A 15,969-nucleotide genomic window follows, 5' to 3' on the forward strand; every position below is an offset into this window, starting at 1 on the left:
CGGTCGGGCCGGCCGGGCGCGATGCGCCGGCCGCCCGCGCCGCCGAAGGGCAGACGTTTCTACAGGAGGGCACCGTGGATCTTCAGGGCTATAGGCAGGCGTTCGACGAGGCCGAGCGCGATTTCGAGGCCGCGGTAGAGGAGTACGGCCTGCCGTTCGAGCGCGAGGAGACCTCCCTGCGCGAGGCGCGCGTGCGCACGGCGGCAGAGTGCGGGTGCCGCTGCGAGAACGGCGCCTCGTCGCTGTGGCGCAACTGGATATCGCCTGCGTGCCTGGCCTGCCGCACCGGCGACGAGACGGCCACGTTCTTCGTCGACCTGCGGTGCGTGAAGAAGTGCTATTTCTGCTTCAACCCGAATCAGGACCACTACGAGCACTTCCTCTCCCATGAGCGCGACATCGTGGCGGAGCTCGAGCAGGCGCATGCCATGGGCGCGCGGTTCCGCTGCCTGGCCATCACGGGCGGCGAGCCGCTGCTGCATCCCGAGCAGGTGAACGCCTTCCTCCAGCGAGCCGCCCAGCTCTACCCGGACGCCCACACGCGCCTGTACACGTGTGGCGACCTGCTTGACGAGCGCGGCCTGCAGGAGCTTGCCGAAAGCGGCCTGGACGAGATCCGCTTCAGCATCAAGCCGCCCGACGCGGGCGACGGCCGGGACCGCGTGTACGAGCTCATGGAGCAGGCGGTGGGCACGATTCCGGCCGTGGTGGTGGAGGTGCCCGTGATACCGGGCTCGCTCGGGCAGATGAAGGACCTGCTGGTGCGGTCAGACGCCCTCGGCATCAGCGGGGTCAACCTGCTGGAGTTCTGCTTTCCGCTGCACAACGCCGCAGAGTTCGCGAAACGCGGCTTCCAGCTGCGCAAGCATCCCTTCAAGTATCTCTACAACTACTGGTACGGCGGCGGGGTGCCGGTGGCCGGCAGCGAGGCCGAGGCCTTGGAGCTGCTGGCGTTCGCCGAGCGCGAGGGCCTGCGGCTGGGAATCCACTACTGCAGCTCGGACAACAAGAACACCGGCCAGATATACCAGCAGAACAAGGCGTTCTTCGTGGACCCGGCGCTGCGGGACGCGCACCCGTGGATGCGTGCGGACGAGGAAGACCGGTTCCTGAAGTGCGCGAAGGCCTTCGGGGAGGATGCGCGCTGGGCGAGGGAATGGGCCGAGGGAGCTGGCATGGTTTGCGGCTACGACCCGGACGTGCCGAGCCTTGCGCTTGCGGACGACGACGCCGCGGCGCTGGAGGAGGCCTGCCCGTCCATCGTCCTGGCCGAGAGCGTGAACGTGGTGGAGGAGCGCGAGCCGGACGGCGCGCCCAGGGCGGGACGCGCCGGCGCGCGCCCCGCCCTCTACCTGAGGGAGGTGGCCGTCGAGCCTAGAGCTTGATGTGCCCGAACGTGACGATGGAGTAGACGAGCCCGGCGATGCCCAGCGCCACCACCACGGCCACGATGACCTTGTCCGAGGTCTTGGCGAGCAGCTTCGCCTTGGGGTCGTGCTGGCGCACGCCCACGATGTAGAGCGGCAGGCCGACGGCGTACACGATGCACGCCACCATGAGGTAGTTCAGCCCAGCGGCGTAGATGAGCCACAGGCCGTAGAGCGAGCCCGCCGCGCCGGTGAACACGGCCATGTTCCGGCTGGCGAAGATGCCCTCCGGGTATTCTTTCTTGATGGCGATCTTGAACAGGAAGAGCGTGCAGAACAGGTAGCATGGCAGCGCCATGACGCTGGTGATGCTGATCATGGTGGTCCAGGCGTTGCTGCCGATGAAGAACGAGATAACGAGCACGATCTGCACGATGATGGTGGTCCACAGAAGCGCGGTGGAGGGCGAGCCCTTCTTGTTCTCCTTCACGAACGCCTTGGGGAAGATTCCGCTCTTCGAGGCGGCCAGCGGCATCTCGCCCAGCATGAGCATCCACACGAGCCAGGAGCTCAGCACCGACACGATGACGCCGGCGTTCACCAGGATCTCGCCCCATTTCCCGAACTTGTCCAGCATGATGGCGGCCATGGACGGGTCGGCCATGGCGCCGACGTCGGCCTGCGAGTACACGCCGAGCGGCAGCAGGGACACAATGATGTAGAGCGCGAGCGTGACCAGAAAGCCGATGGTCGTGGCCTTGCGCACGGCGGCCTGCGACTTCGCCTTGCCCGACACCACGACGGCGCCCTCGATGCCCAAGAACAGCCACAGCGTGACGAGCATGGTGGCCTGCACCTGCGGCATGACGTTGTCCCAGCTGAACGTCAGGTCGATGGTGCCCTTCATGCCCCAGAAGCCCTCCATGAACACGGAGAACTTGAACACGGTGGCCACCGCGATGATGAAGATGGCCACGGGCAGCAGCTTGCCGATGGTGCCGATGATGTTCAGGAAGCTCGTGGACTTCGCGCCCTGCAGGGCCAGCAGGTACATGATCCACGTGATGATGGAGCCGCCGATGATGGACGGGATGTTGTTGCCGCCCGAGAAGTCGGGCACGAAGTAGTTGAGCGTGGCCATGACCAGCACCGAGTACGCCACGAGGGCGAAACAGTTGCAGATCCAGTAGCCGTAGGCCACGAAGAAGCCGATGAGCTTGCCGAAGCCCTTCTCGGCGTATGTGTACAGGCCGTTCGTGAGCTCCGGGCGCGCGGCCGAGAGGATGCGGAACGTGTTCGCGATGAACCAGATGCCGATGCCCGTGACCACCCAGGCGATGATGATGGCTCCAGCGGAGGCGTCCGCGGCCATGTTCTGGGGGAGGTTGTAGATGCCTCCGCCGATCATGGCGCTGATGACGATGCCGACGAGGCCGATCAGCCCTACCTTCTTCGAGCTGTCGGATGCCTTGGCGGCGCTTCCGCTGGAACCGGTCGAGGTATTGTCTGCCATGATTCCAGTCCTTGTCATGAGAGGCGCGCCCGCTGGGAGGCGGGCGCGCGGCGATCTTCGTTGCGGCGGGGGCAACGGGCGCCCGCCGTCATGCGATAGGGGAGCTCCGCGCTACTTCGCGAGGTTCGTGAGCGACTCGAAGTCCATTTCCTTCAGCCAGTCGGAGAGGTTGAGGTCGTTCAGCGAGGTGAAGCCCGTGGTGGGCACGGCGTTGCGGGCCAGCGTGACGTAGGGGCCCACGGTGATGGCGTTGCCGATCTCGCCCGGCTTCATCATGCGGTGCGCGAATCCCACGTACGTGCGGTCGAACAGCACGTTGGAGTCGCGGCCGCACTCCACCACGGACCAGACGATCTCCTTGCGGTGCTGCTCGAGGAAGGCCATCATGTCGTCCTCGTTGTCGTTTTCGGTCCATACGCCGGCGTCCTCGATGAACAGGTCGGCAGAGAAGTCGCGGTCGGCGGACAGCGAGATGGCGATGAACGACCAGATGCCGTAGGCCTCGCCGGCCTTGAGCGGGCGGTTCTCCTTCGGGCGGTAGGCGGTGACGCCCTTGTTGGCGCAGATGGTGTGCGCGCCGGGGATGGGATGGTAGCGACGGTTGTTCTCGGTGCCGAACAGCTCGACGCCGGCGTTCAGCAGCGGGGCGGCGTCGAACACCTTGAGCTCGGAGCCGTCGAACTGCTTCTCGGTGAACAGCGGCTGGCTCTTGCCCGACGTGATGTCGTCGTGGCGGGCGAGGTCGTAGCCCCACACCTGGCCGGCCATGCCGCAGAACGAGGAAGCCGTGAGCATGTTGATCTGGCCGATGTAGGCATCGGCCGTCTCCGCCTTGTCGTAGGTGACGATGGTGTCGATGAGCGCGTCGTTGGTCTTCTCCACCGTGCCGGCCGACACCTTCAGCACGGACACGTAGCCGTTGCCGTAGGCGCCCGGCATGCCGTAACCGTCGCAGTAATCGTCATAAGGGCTGATGGCCGTCTTGTCGATGTGCGGCGCACGCATGCTCGCGTGGTAGTTCGCCTCGCGGGCGATGGTGCGGTTGCGGCGTTCCTCGATGTTCTTCAAAACAGGTCTCCTTTCGCAGGTGTTCGATTCAGCGCCGATTGTAGGGCCCGAGACTCGCGTTTGATTTCGCATAACGGTTCCGAAAGGGAGCCGTGCCTTTCCCGATGGCGGATCGTTGGGGAGGTGAAACGAGGGCGTTTCCAAAGGGGCCCCGTCCCCCCCCCCGATGGTCGTCCCGCCCCGCCTCTTCCCTTGACCGGCGGGCGCGGGGGTGATATATTACAACTGTCATATAACATATGTTATGTTAAAGGGGGCGGCCATGCCGGAGCAGCGGGTGGGCAGGGAGCAGGTGCTCGACGCGGCGCTTGCCGTCGTGCGCGAGAAGGGCGAGGCGGCGCTGAGCGCGCGGTCGGTGGCACAGCGGGCGGGGTGCTCGGTGCAGCCGATCTACAGCCTGTTCGGCGACATGGGGGAGCTGGTGCGGCAGTTGTACGGCCACGCCCGCGCCTGGGTCGCGGCGTACAACCGCGAGCACGAGCACGACGGGTGCAACGCCTTCGAGTCCAACGGCCTTTCGCACCTGCGGCTTGCGCGCGAGGAGCGGCCGCTGTTCCACTTCCTGTACCTGTCGCCCCATATGGAAGCGACGGGCTTCGAAGGCGTGTACGAGAGCGTCGCCATCGATGGCGTGCAGCAGTGCATCGAGGAGCTGGGGCATCTGTCGCCCGAGGCGGCGCGCGATCTGTACCTCGACATGATCGTCTTCGTGCACGGCATGGCGGCGATGCTGGCCACGGGCGCGCAGTTCTCCGACGAGGAGCTGCACGCGCGCATGGATCGTGCGTTCAAGGGGTTCGTCGCGCTGGTGCGCGCGTGAGGGGCCGGATGCCAAGCAGCCTCGCATGAGGTGCTTGGACATCGAGAAAGGATGTCACGGCTTCCTTTTCCCCGTAAAGCAGGACGCGGCTGCGGCCTGCAGGGGAAGCCGCCACGACCGGGCGATCGAAAAACGTAGAAAGGCTTTGCAATGAGGGAGACGATCTCGCGGGGGCAGAAGCGCCAACGGATACGGCGGCTGATGCTGCTCGCAACGTTCTTGCTGTTCCCCATAATAATCTTCTACTTCTCGCCGGTGCTCATCATCGAGGGTGCGCTCTCGGGCGTCGTGGCGGCCAGCATGCTCGTGTTCGGCCTGCAGTTCTTGACGGCCATCGTGCTGCGCCGCGCATGGTGCGGATGGCTGTGCGCGGCAGGCGGGCTGCAGGAGCTTGCGGCCACCGCCGTGGGCAAACCGTCGAGGCCCGCCTGGCTCAAGCGCGTGAAGTACGCCATCTGGGTGCCGTGGGTGCTCTCCATCGTCGCTTGCGCCTGGGTGGCGGGCGGCTTCACGGTGGTGGACCCGCTGTACGGCATCCCGGGCGGCGTGTCGATGAACAACCCGCTGGGCCTGCCCATCTACTTCGGCATCGTGGCGCTGTTCTTCGTCCCCAACCTCGTTCTGGGACGGCGCGCCATGTGCCACGGCATCTGCTGGATGGCGCCGTTCATGGTGTTGGGCGAGAAGCTGGGGAGCGCGCTGCGCGTCCCGCAGCTGCACGTGAGCGCCGAGGCCGACCGCTGCATCGGCTGCGGGAAGTGCGACCGCGCCTGCCCGATGAGCCTGCCGGTGGAGCAGCTGGCGAAGGGCAGCGCGATCGTTGATGCCGAGTGCATCCAGTGCGCGGCGTGCGCCGACGCCTGCCCGAAGGGCGTGCTCAAGCTGCGGGTGGGGAGGCTGCGATGAGCGGGCTGCTCGCGTAGCAACCAGGCTGCGCGCGGGTTATTCCGGCAGGTCGACGAGGGCGTAGGTGTCAATGTCCTGGCGCTGATGGAGAATGCGGTACACCGTCAGTGCCGTGTCGTCGCAGCGGTAGTACACCGTGTACGGGCTTGCCAGCACCGTTCGATATTCCCGATGGTGAAGCCCGTCTATTGCGAAGCGCCCGCCTGCATCGGGAAATGAGCGCGCATGTTCGATTGCAGCGTCGACGCGCTGGATCGCCGCAAGGGCGGCTTGCGGGTTTTTGCATTCAAGTCCCAGGTAGATGGCGATCGACTCCCGATCGAGGTTGGCGCGCGGTCTCCAAGCGAGTTCGAGCATGATCAGTCCCCGTTCGAAGGGTAGTCGAGGTTCCAGAGCGCGAAGATCTCGCGCATCTTCGCTTCGGAATCGTCGGCGTTTAGGGTTTCGGGACGGTATTTCTCTTCGATTTCTGCCTCGCGGAGCGCTAGGTAAACACGGTTGCGCCGTTCGGTCGTTTCGTACGCGTTGCTGTCCATGAGCACGAAGGAAGCCACGCCGTTCTTCGTGAGCACGATGGGCTCTTGCAGCTCGGTCGCCTGGGTGCACACATCGTTGAGCTGCGTGCGCAGGTCGGTAATAGGCCTGATGACGGGTAGCGGTGCGGCGAGAGCGGACATGATGCTCCTTTCCATGTTCTTTATTCAGTACATAATAGCATATATAATAAGGTATATGAAGGGTTGCAAGAGGACAGAGCATGTTCGCGCTTGACTCTGACGTTGCGTGAGGGTGTAGGCTGTCGATGCGATCGCGAAAGGAAGGAGGCGCCCATGGAGCGCGAGCGGGCGGAGCGCGGCTACACGGTGCACGAGCTGGCGGCGTTGTCGGGGTGCACGGTGCGCACGTTGCACCATTACGACGAGCTGGGGCTGGTGCGGGCCGGGCGCGCGGCGAACGGCTACCGACGCTACGGGCCCGCCGAGGTAGACCGGCTGCAGCAGGTGCTGCTGTACCGCGAGGCCGAGATGCCGCTGGCGGACATCAAGCGGCTGCTGGACGACCCGGCGTTCGACGCGCGCGATGCGCTAGCCGGGCATCTGCGCGAGCTGCACGCGCGCAAGGAGCGCCTTGACGGACTGATCGCGAGCGTGGAGAAGACGCTCGCCAGCATGGAAGGAGATGGCCCGATGAAGGACGAGGAGAAGTTCGAGGCGTTCAAGCAAGGCCTCGTGGACGAGAACGAGAAGAAGTACGGCAAGGAGGTGCGCGAGCGCTGGGGCGACGATGCCGCCGACGCGAGCAACGCGAAGCTCATGGGCATGACCGAGGAACAGTACCGCGCCACGCAGGAGCTGGAGCGGGAGATCAGGGACGTCCTCGTGGCGGCGATGGAGACGGGCGACCCGGCAAGCGAGGAAGCGCGCCATGCGGCCGATCTGCACCGTCAATGGCTGTGCGCTTTCTGGAAGGACGGCACGTACTCCAAGGCCGCGCATCGGGGCCTCGCCGAGATGTACGTTGCCGACGAGCGCTTCAAGGCCTACTACGAGGCATGGGCCCCTGGCGCCGCCGAGTTCCTCCGCGACGCCATCAAGGCTTTCTAAGGCAACCTGCGGCCCATTCGTTGCTTGTGCCTGCAGGCGGGCCATCCTACACTGCTGCCCATGAGCAGAATCGCAACGTCCATGAAGTCCGTGCTGCACACCTCGGCGCGCCGTCTCGCCGCTTGGGTGCGCGCGCCGTTCGCCAGCCTGTACCGGGTTGCGGCGGCGGTCCTCGCCGCGGGGGCGGTGGGCCTCGCGCTGCCGCCCTGGGTCGGTTTGCTGCTGTTCGCCCCGGTGGCGGCGACCGTCGGGACGAAGGTCGCGCATGCCGTGCGCGCCATCGCCTCGCTATGCTACGTGGGCGTGGGGGAGAACCGCGAGGGACACCCGACGCTCGACGTGCGCCGCGATCTGCTGCAGCGCTCCCGGGCGCTCGGCACGGCCTCGCTCGCTGCGGGCGTGGCCGTGCTGCTCGCCGCGCGGGCGGCCCTGACCCTGTTCCCGAGCCTTGCCGAGGACGGCGTGCTCGCCCCCTACCTGGTGTTCACGGCGGTGCTGCTGGGCGGCTTCCTGCTGTTCTACACGCTGGCGCTGCGGTTCGACTCGTCGGTGCTGCGGGGCCTCACCAGCATCGCCGTCACGCTGCCGGTGTTCTTCATCGTGGTGGCGGTGGCCAGCATCCTGCTGTCGTGGGCCATGGGCGTGCTGGCGGGCTTCGGCGTGCCGGCCGAGGGCCTGCTGCAAGGCGGGTTCGCCTGGCTCTACGAGATGCAGCGCCTCCTGGGTGCGGCCGTCGGCTACTTCCTGCGGCAGGATACCCTCATCGTCGGCGTGTCCATCGTGGCAGCCGCGCTGCTGTTGCTGCTGTATGCCTACTCGGTGCCGCTCTACTGGCTGCGCAGCGTGTCGCGCTGGCTCAAGAGCATCGGCGTGGCCGCGGCCGCTTTCGGCGCGGCGGTCATCGTGTTCGCGGGCGTGTGGCTGGCCGACGTGCAGCATCTGGCCGAGCAGGCAGCGGCGGGGCGTCTGGGCACGGGCCTCGACGCCGGGGTGGCCAGCAGCCAGGCGCAGGCCGTCGCGCAATACCGCTCGGACGACCTCGTTGCGCTCATCAAGGCGTTCGTGTTGCCCTACACGGTGGGCGTGTTCGTGGCGAACGGCGTGGTGGCGTGGCGCAAGGGCCGCGCCAAGCAGGCGGCCGACGGCATCCTCGACGACTTCGCCGCCGCGGGCCACGTGGACGAGGCGGCGCTTCCCGAGCAACGCAAGCGCTACCTCTACTGCGGCGGCAGCCCCACGCTCTGGGATATTGCCCTGCGCTCCATCGGCCATGACGTGCCTCTTCCCCATCCCTTCGCCCCGCGCAGGCTCACGCTCAAGGAGCGCCTGACCGGCGTGCTGGAGGATCCGCCGCCCGAGAGGGCGCCCGAGCAGCCGCCCGACCCGCCGGCCGAGCAGCCGGCTTCGTCCGCTTCTGCCGGCTTGCCAGACGAAGTCGGCATGCGCACCGACTCCAAGGCCGGTCATGCCGAGGGCTGCACCAAGAGGAATGAGCCAAGACAGGCTCTGCAATAAGAGGGGAGGGAGGACAAGGGGCCAGGTCCTTGTCTCGTGCGTCGCGACGCCGGGGTTCGTCAGGGAATCCGTGGGCGTGGCGGCCCCTGCTGCTTCGCGCTTGGGCGCGGGCGAGCATCGGTGATGCGGCGAACCGATGGCTATTGTGCGTGCAGAAGCGCCCGGATGCACAGTTTTTACCAGATTATTGCAGAAGGAGGAGTTCGAGGGGCGATTTGTATGCCTCGACGGCATCGCGGTGCCTTTTATCGGCGGTGTTTTCCCTGATCGCGATAAGGCCGTCGATGCAACAGCCCCCGCAAGCGCTCCAAGCATGCAGAAAACTGGTAAAAACTGTGCAGAAAAGTCCGTGGGGGCCCGAACTTGAATAACCTGCGCGGGCTGTCCGCTTCCGGCATGCCGGTGCCGTTTGATGTGTTTCTTGTCTGACGGGACGGCAACGCGCCCGCCTCGCCTCGTGTCCTGCCGTTGCCGTTTTGTATAGTGGCCCCATGAAGAAATCCGAAGCGCTCAAAACCCTGGGGCTGGCCGACGGCGCCACCGACGACGAGGTCAAGCAGGCCCACCGCAAGCTGGTGATCGCGCATCACCCGGACAAGTTCGCCCTGGACTCGCCGGAGCGCGCCGAGGCCGAGGAGCTTGCGAAGCGCATCAACGAGGCCCGCGACGTGCTGCTGAACCGTTCGTGGACCCCCGAGTTCGACCCCCGCCGCGACCCGCGTCCCTACGCGAACAACCCCTACGCGCACCCCGGTCGCCCCGGATCGTCCGCCGCGCCGGGCGGACCGGCCGGCCAGGATCCTTTCGCCGGCTGGCCCTTCGCGGGAGGCCAGGGCTCGCCGTTCGGCCAGGGCCAGGGCACGGGCCCCGCACCAGGCCGCACCACCTACGTGTGGACTTCCTGGGATGGCACCCGCACGGCCGGCGGCGATCCGGGCGTCGGCGGGCCCTTCGACCCGTTCGACCCCTTCGCGCCCTTCCGCGCCGCCGAGCCGCGCAAGACCCCGCAGCAGGTGCTGGCCGAGGCCGTGCGCTCGCTGCGAAGCGAGGCGCTCGCCGTGGCGGGCAAGGCGGCCGTGCTCGCTGTGGCCGCGCTGCTGGGCTCGGTGGCCACCGGCCTGTTCTTCTACGTGATGATATCGCTCGTCTGGGGCCTGTGGAAGCGGCTGGGCAGCTGCCTCATCGGCTTCATCGTGCCCATCGCGCTTCTGGGCGCCCCCTTCGTGTTCCTCATCGCGCCGCGCCAGGGCGCCGTGACCGTCGGCTTGGCCGTCTTCTTCCTCGCGGCCGTGCTGTTCGACGCCGTGAACCTGCGCAACGCCCTGCGCGCCTACCGTGCCGCCAAACGCGCCGCCCGGCCGTAGGGCCTCCCCTCCACGACCTCGTGCTATACTAGCCGCTTTAGGAAACGTTCGCGGGAAGGGTCCGGTTGAAGAAAGCGCTGCTGCTCGTTATCGGCATCGTCGCGGTGTGCTTCCTCATCGCGAACGCCGACTACCTGGCGAGCTTCCTCGCCACCCTCCAGACCGGCGCGCTCGTGCCGCTCGTGGTGGCGTGCGCGCTGATGCTGGCCCGCCACCTGGTGCAAGCGGCCTCCTACGACGCGGCGTTCGAGGCCGTCGGGCATAAAACCGGTTTCTGGCACAACGTCGTGCTCATCTTCTCGCTCGTGTTCATCAATACGTTCTGCCTGTTCTCGGGCGCGACGGGCGTGGCGTTCATCATCGACGACGCGCACCGGAGGGGCTGTGACGCCGGCCAGGCCACCTCGGGCGCCATCCTCTCGCAGATCGGCTACTTCGCCGCCATCCTCGTGATCTCGGTCATCGGTTTCGTCACCATGCTCGTGTCCGGCTCCATGAACACGCTCTTCCTCGTGGGGGGCCTTGCGCTTGCGGCCGTGCTGGCCGTGCTGTCCAGCATGTTCGTGGCGGGCTACCGCAAGCCGCGCATCCTGTTCCGGCTGTTTTTGGGCCTCGAGTCGCTCATCAACAAGCTGCTCGGCCTGCTGAAAAGGCACCTCAAGCCTGGTTGGGGCCGCAAGACGGCCGGCTCGTTCATCTCGTCGGCGTCCATCTTGGCGAAGAACCCGCAGGGCACGCTCGTCACCGTGGCCTATGCGTCGTTCTCGGCCATCCTCAACATGGCGTGCCTCGTGGCCATCGGCTACGCGTTCGGCTTCACCCACGTCACCGCACTCGTGGCGGCGTTCGCGGTGGCGGCCATCTCGGTGATACTGAGCCCCACGCCGCAGGGCGTCGGCGTGGTGGAGGCCGCCATCGCGGCCATCCTCACGGCCCATGGGTGCTCGCTCGCCACGGCCACGGCCATCGCGCTCGTGTACCGCGGCATCATGTTCTGGATGCCCTTCTGCATCGGCGCCGTGCTGCTGTCCCAGTCCGGCTTCTTCGCCGACAAGAAGAACCCCTCCGAGGAGCAGCGTGCGAAGGACCTCGCCTGGATATCCGGCACGCTCGTGCTGGTGGTGGGCCTGGTGAACCTGGGCCTGGCCCTCATCCCCAAGTCGTTCGAGCCGTTCACCGTGCTCACGGAGTGGGTGAACATCGGCGGCGTGCTCATCGGCCCGGCGCTCATCGTGGGAAGCGCGGTGCTCGTCGTGCTGGCGGTGGGCCTCATCCTGCGCTTCCGCACGGCGTGGGCGCTCACCATCGGCGCGCTCGTGCTGCTTGCCGGCGCCGAGTTCCTTTACGTGAACACGTGGCAGGTGGCCGTGGCTGCCGTCGTGCTGGTGGTGTGGCTGTTCTGGAAGCGCTCCGCGTTCGACCGGCCCGTGGTGCTGAAGGGCGACGCGGCGCGCATCGCCCGCGAGTTCGGCGATAACATGACCCGGTTCCGCCGTTGGCGCGCCGAGCGCCGCGCCCGCCGCGACGCCTCGTCCGGCGCGCCGATTGCCGGATCGGACGACCTCGACGAGCTTGCCGGCGCCCGAGCCGGTGCGCCGGCCGGCCCCGGGTCTCGCCTGCGGACCGCTGCCCCCGCCGGGCACCGCGCGCGCGGTGCGAGGGCGGCCGAGCCGCCGCGCAAAACAAGTTGGGAACAGCAGGCCGAAAAGGGCGCGCTGCTCATGCGGCAGGTGGAGCAGGAGGGTATACTGGCAGACGAACCATCTGCGAAGGAGGAGCAACGCCCATGATAGTGCTCGACGAGCCGTACGTGTCCGAACCCCTGGTCGATTGGCTGGAGCAGTCGCAGCAACCCGTGCTGGACAACGATGTGGCCGCCGCGCTCGCCGCGGGGGGCCGCCGTCTCAACCTGGTGGGAGAGGACGAGGCCGCCCGCCGTATCGATGCGGGCGAGCGCGTGTACACGAACTCCGAGAACGCGCTGGCATGGATCGCGGACCATACGGCCAACACGTCCCTCGCGCGTGCCATCGACCTGTTCAAGGACAAGGCGGCCATGCGGCGCGCGCTGGCCGGCCTCGATCCCGACCTGTTCTTCAAGACGTGCTCCATCGACGAGCTGTTCAAGTTGGACTTCTCCCGCCTGCCCGCCCCGTTCGTGCTCAAGCCCTCCGTGGGCTTCTGCAGCGTGGGCGTGTACGCCGTGGCAGACCGCGAGGACTGGGAGCGTGCGCTGGCCGATATCCAGAAGAACGCCGCGAGCTGGCACGACCTCTATCCCGAGAGCGTCATCGGCACGGGATCGTTCATCTTGGAGGGCTACATCGACGGCACGGAATACGCGCTCGACGCCTACTTCGACGAGCAGGGCCGCGCGCGCATCCTGAACGTGCTGCGCCACGACTTCGCCTCGGCCGAGGACACGTCCGACCGCATGTACGTGACGAGCGCCGCCATCGTGCGCGACAACGCCCCGGCGTTCGCCGCCTGGCTCGACCGGGTGAACGCGCTCGTGGGCGCCCGCAACTTCCCCGTGCACGTGGAGGTGCGCGTGGACGAGGGCCACGTGTGCCCCATCGAGTTCAACCCCCTGCGCTTCGCAGGCCTGGGAGGCACGGACGTCAGCTGGTATGCGTACGGCTACCGCACCTACGAGGCGTTCCTCGAGGGCGTCCAGCCCGACTTCGGCGCGGCGTTCGCCGGCAAGGAGGACAAGGTCTACTCCATGTCGCTGCTCAACGCGCCTGCCGGTACGAAAGGCAACGAGCGCTTCGACTACGATGCGCTGCGCAGCCGCTTCTCGCACGTGCTCGAGCTGCGCCCGTTCGACGTGGGCCGCGTGGGCAACTACGGCTTCCTGTTCCTGGAAACGGATGCCGAGACGGCCGGCGAGCTCGATTTCCTTAAAAACACGGACTTGAAAGAGTTCCTCCGCTAGCGGCGGGGGCGTTATGGGACGGAACGGGGGCAGGCCTTGAAGCTGAGCGTGCGCAACCTGCTCATCGGGCTCGTCATCGTCATCGTGCTCGCCGTGGTGCTGCTGCGCGGCGACCAGCTGGTGGAACTCGTGGAGACCATCAAGAAGGGGTCGGTGATCCCGCTCGTCGCCGCCCTGTGCACGCAGCTGGGCAAGTACTTCGCGCAGAGCTTCGCCTACTCGTTCGCGTTCGAGGCCGTGGGCGAGCGCATGGACCCGCGTTCCACGCTGCCGCTCGTGTTCGGCACGTTCTTCATGAACACCATCGCCCCCTCGCTCAACCTCGCCGGCACCACGCTCGTGGTGGACGACGCGCGCCGCCGCGGCATCCCGCCGGGGCGCGCCACGAGCGCAGCCCTGCTCATGCAGATCACCGTGGACTCGGGTTTCGCCACCATCATGCTCGTGGGCTTCGCCATCCTCGCGTTCACCGTGGGGCTCTCGCCGCTGTGGTTCCTCCTGGGCCTGCTGGTCATCGCGCTCGTCACGGTCATGGTGCTCATCCTGGTGCTCGGCCGCAAGCGCCCGGCGCTCGTGCTGCGCGCGCTGCGCCCCATCGAGCGCTTGGTGGACCGCATCCGCGTGCGCTTCAAGAAGCCGCCGCTGGACTCGTGGGTCGAGCGCACGGTGGGCTCGTTCTCCGACGCGGCCGGCCTCATCGCCCACAACCCGAAGGCCACCGCCAAGGCGTTCGGCTGCTCCGTGGTGGCCTCCCTGTGCGAGCTCGCGTGCTTCTCGCTTGTGGGCGTGGGCTTCGGCGTGACCGTGCCCGAGGCGCTTATCTGCGGCTACGTAGTGGCCACGCTGTTCGCCATGATATCGATCACCCCGCAGGGCGTGGGCGTGGTCGAGGCTGCCGTGGTGGTGGCGTTCACGTCGTTCGGCGAGTCGAGCGCGGCGGGCCTGTCCATTGCGCTCGTGTACCGCGGCATCGTGTTCTGGTTCCCGTTCTTGGTGGGCGCCATCCTCATCCAGACCACGAAGTCCTTCAAGCAGGAGGCGAAGAAGACCGTGCGCACCGCCCGCAAGTCCGACCGCATGCGCACCGTCGAAGGACAGGCCAGGCGCCTGGACGAGGCGAAGGCGCAGGGCGCGCCCGTCTCGGGCAAGGCACGGCCCGCCGCCCGCTCGCCGCAGGAGCAGGCCGCTGGCGCGCCGCCCGCTTCCTCCGAGCCGCGCGGCCGCTGACCGTCCGCGGCGCGCTGTACGTTTTCCAACCTCAAAAACTACGACAATCGGGGGTTTACGCCATGCGCGGGTTCGCCATGCTATAGAATAGCGGGATGGTAGCATATCGCGGGCCGCAGGCCCGCTTGCAGAACGGGGGCAGTATGGAACGTGGGAAGCTTTTCGGCGCCGTCGCAACGTTCGCGCTGGCGGGGATCTTGGCCTGTGCCGGATGCGCTGGGGGTGGGCAGGGCGCGGCGGGCGAAGCCGGCAAGGCGTCGGTGCTCGACCCGGCCGACCCCGTGCAGGTGGAGCTCTGGACGTACTACAACGGCACGCAGCAGCAGGCGTTCGAGGATCTGGTCAAGGAGTTCAACGCGGGTCGCGGCAAGGATACGGGCGTCGTGGTAACCAGCTCCAGCCAGGGAGGCGTGAACGACCTGGCCGCCGCCGTCACCGACTCGGCGCAGGAGCTCGTGGGCTCCGAGGCCATGCCCGATGCGTTCCTCTCGTACTCCGATACCGCCTCGGTCATCGACGGGCTCGGCCGCGTGGCCGACCTGTCGGCCTACCTGACCGACGGCGAGTTGGCCCAGTACGTTGACAGCTTCATCGAAGAGGGCGACATCAACGGCGACGGCAGCCTCAAGGTGTTCCCGGTGGGCAAGTCCACCGAGACGCTGCAGGTCAACTTGACCGACTGGCAGAAGTTCGCCGATGCCACCGGCTCGACGCTCGAGGAGCTCTCCACCATCGAGGGCGTCACGACCGTGGCGCAGCGCTACTACGAGTGGACCGACGCCCAGACGCCGGACGTCGCGGGCGACGGACGTCCTTTCTTCGGGCGCGACGCCATGGCGAACTACCTGATCACCGGCTCGCGCCAGCTGGGCCATGACGTGTTCGACATCGACGGCGGCGTGTGCACGCTCGACCTCGATCGCGCCACCATGAAGAAGCTCTGGGACAACTACTACGTGCCCATGGTGCAGGGCTGGTTCTCCGCCGAGGGCAAGTTCCGCTCCGATGCCGTCAAGACGGGCGACCTCGTCTGCTATGTGGGCTCGTCCTCCTCGGTGGTGTACTTCCCGAAGACCGTGACGGTCGACGACAATACGAGCTATCCCATAGAGCTGGCCGCGTTGGCGAACCCCACGTTCAAGGACGGCAAGCCGTGCGCGCCCCAGCAGGGCGCCGGCTTCGTGGTGACGAAGTCCGACGAGAAGAAGGAAGCCGCCTGCGTCGAGTTCCTGAAGTGGTTCACCGACAAGGAGCAGAACACGGCCTTCTCCATCAGCGCCGGCTACGTGCCCGTGAAGAAGGACGCGCTCACGCTCGACAACCTGCAGAAGGCTGCCGAGTCCGTCGAGGGCGCATCCGAGAACTACCTGGTGAACCTGCCGGCCACGCTCGATACCATCGAGGCGGGCGTGTACGCCAACCCGCCGTTCAAGGGCGGTGTGGAGGCGCGCGCCGTGCTGGAGAAGGCGCTGTCCAGCAAGGCCGTGGCCGACCGCGCGGCCGTGACGGCCGCCATCGAGGGCGGCGCGGCGCCCGAGGAGGCCGTGGCGCCGTACCTGGAGGATGCGGTGTTCGACTCCTGGCTGGCCGACCTGACCGCATCGCTCGAAGCGGCAATGGCCTAGCCAGAACGCCTTCGGCGAGGGC

Annotated in this window: 14 protein-coding genes; 10 read left to right on the plus strand and 4 right to left on the minus strand. The window is 67.2% G+C overall.

What is annotated here, in order from left to right; all coding sequences use genetic code 11:
- Nucleotides 1-74 precede the first annotated feature (74 nt).
- Nucleotides 75-1,385, plus strand: coding sequence for a radical SAM protein (locus K9U15_RS04230; protein ID WP_227115043.1), 1,311 nt, complete (start codon nt 75-77; stop codon nt 1,383-1,385).
- On the opposite strand, the gene K9U15_RS04235 is transcribed toward K9U15_RS04230, so the two are convergent.
- Nucleotides 1,375-2,880, minus strand: a complete 1,506-nt coding sequence (locus K9U15_RS04235) for a basic amino acid/polyamine antiporter (RefSeq protein ID WP_301155646.1) — start codon at nt 2,878-2,880, stop codon at nt 1,375-1,377. The genes K9U15_RS04230 and K9U15_RS04235 overlap by 11 nt on opposite strands.
- Nucleotides 2,881-2,991: 111 nt before the next feature.
- Entirely contained in the window at nt 2,992-3,948 is a 957-nt protein-coding gene (gene hdcA, locus K9U15_RS04240; RefSeq protein ID WP_154270245.1) for a histidine decarboxylase, pyruvoyl type, read from the minus strand.
- Between the two features lie 262 nt (nt 3,949-4,210).
- Between hdcA and K9U15_RS04245 the strand changes: the two genes are divergently transcribed.
- Nucleotides 4,211-4,768 (plus strand): TetR/AcrR family transcriptional regulator, encoded by a 558-nt coding sequence (locus tag K9U15_RS04245; protein ID WP_123673699.1) that lies wholly within the window; start codon nt 4,211-4,213, stop codon nt 4,766-4,768.
- Nucleotides 4,769-4,918: 150 nt separating this feature from the next.
- Nucleotides 4,919-5,674, plus strand: coding sequence for a 4Fe-4S dicluster domain-containing protein (locus K9U15_RS04250; RefSeq protein WP_096227177.1), 756 nt, complete (start codon nt 4,919-4,921; stop codon nt 5,672-5,674).
- A 36-nt stretch (nt 5,675-5,710) separates the two neighbouring features.
- Here the strand turns inward: K9U15_RS04250 and K9U15_RS04255 are convergent, their stop codons facing one another.
- The gene (locus K9U15_RS04255) at nt 5,711-6,031 is read right to left on the minus strand and encodes a type II toxin-antitoxin system RelE/ParE family toxin (protein ID WP_301155647.1); all 321 of its coding nucleotides are present in this window, start codon (nt 6,029-6,031) and stop codon (nt 5,711-5,713) included.
- A 2-nt stretch (nt 6,032-6,033) separates the two neighbouring features.
- Complete coding sequence (locus K9U15_RS04260) at nt 6,034-6,351, minus strand: type II toxin-antitoxin system prevent-host-death family antitoxin (RefSeq protein WP_096227175.1); 318 nt, start codon at nt 6,349-6,351, stop codon at nt 6,034-6,036.
- Nucleotides 6,352-6,504: 153 nt separating this feature from the next.
- Between K9U15_RS04260 and K9U15_RS04265 the strand changes: the two genes are divergently transcribed.
- The 7 genes from K9U15_RS04265 to K9U15_RS04295 all read left to right on the plus strand — a co-directional run bounded on the left by K9U15_RS04265 (nt 6,505) and on the right by K9U15_RS04295 (nt 15,947).
- Nucleotides 6,505-7,278, plus strand: coding sequence for a MerR family transcriptional regulator (locus K9U15_RS04265; RefSeq protein ID WP_123673693.1), 774 nt, complete (start codon nt 6,505-6,507; stop codon nt 7,276-7,278).
- A gap of 60 nt (nt 7,279-7,338) precedes the next feature.
- The gene (locus K9U15_RS04270; protein WP_227115044.1) at nt 7,339-8,793 is read left to right on the plus strand and encodes a hypothetical protein; all 1,455 of its coding nucleotides are present in this window, start codon (nt 7,339-7,341) and stop codon (nt 8,791-8,793) included.
- A 491-nt stretch (nt 8,794-9,284) separates the two neighbouring features.
- Entirely contained in the window at nt 9,285-10,157 is an 873-nt protein-coding gene (locus tag K9U15_RS04275) for a DnaJ domain-containing protein (protein WP_301155648.1), read from the plus strand.
- 65 nt (nt 10,158-10,222) lie between these two features.
- Entirely contained in the window at nt 10,223-11,947 is a 1,725-nt protein-coding gene (locus K9U15_RS04280; RefSeq protein WP_301155649.1) for a lysylphosphatidylglycerol synthase transmembrane domain-containing protein, read from the plus strand.
- The gene (locus K9U15_RS04285) at nt 11,944-13,095 is read left to right on the plus strand and encodes an ATP-grasp domain-containing protein (protein ID WP_301155650.1); all 1,152 of its coding nucleotides are present in this window, start codon (nt 11,944-11,946) and stop codon (nt 13,093-13,095) included. The genes K9U15_RS04280 and K9U15_RS04285 overlap by 4 nt, the downstream gene beginning before the upstream one ends.
- 36 nt (nt 13,096-13,131) lie before the next feature.
- Nucleotides 13,132-14,322 carry a lysylphosphatidylglycerol synthase transmembrane domain-containing protein gene (locus tag K9U15_RS04290; protein WP_087191543.1) on the plus strand — a complete coding sequence of 397 codons (1,191 nt, stop codon included), beginning with the start codon at nt 13,132-13,134 and terminating at the stop codon, nt 14,320-14,322.
- A gap of 143 nt (nt 14,323-14,465) precedes the next feature.
- Nucleotides 14,466-15,947: an extracellular solute-binding protein gene (locus tag K9U15_RS04295; RefSeq protein ID WP_096227170.1), complete on the plus strand. Its 1,482-nt coding sequence runs from the start codon at nt 14,466-14,468 to the stop codon at nt 15,945-15,947.
- The last annotated feature ends 22 nt before the right edge of the window (nt 15,948-15,969 follow it).

It is taken from the genome of Gordonibacter sp. RACS_AR68 (assembly GCF_030418485.1).
In the GTDB taxonomy this organism is placed as follows: domain Bacteria; phylum Actinomycetota; class Coriobacteriia; order Coriobacteriales; family Eggerthellaceae; genus Gordonibacter; species Gordonibacter urolithinfaciens.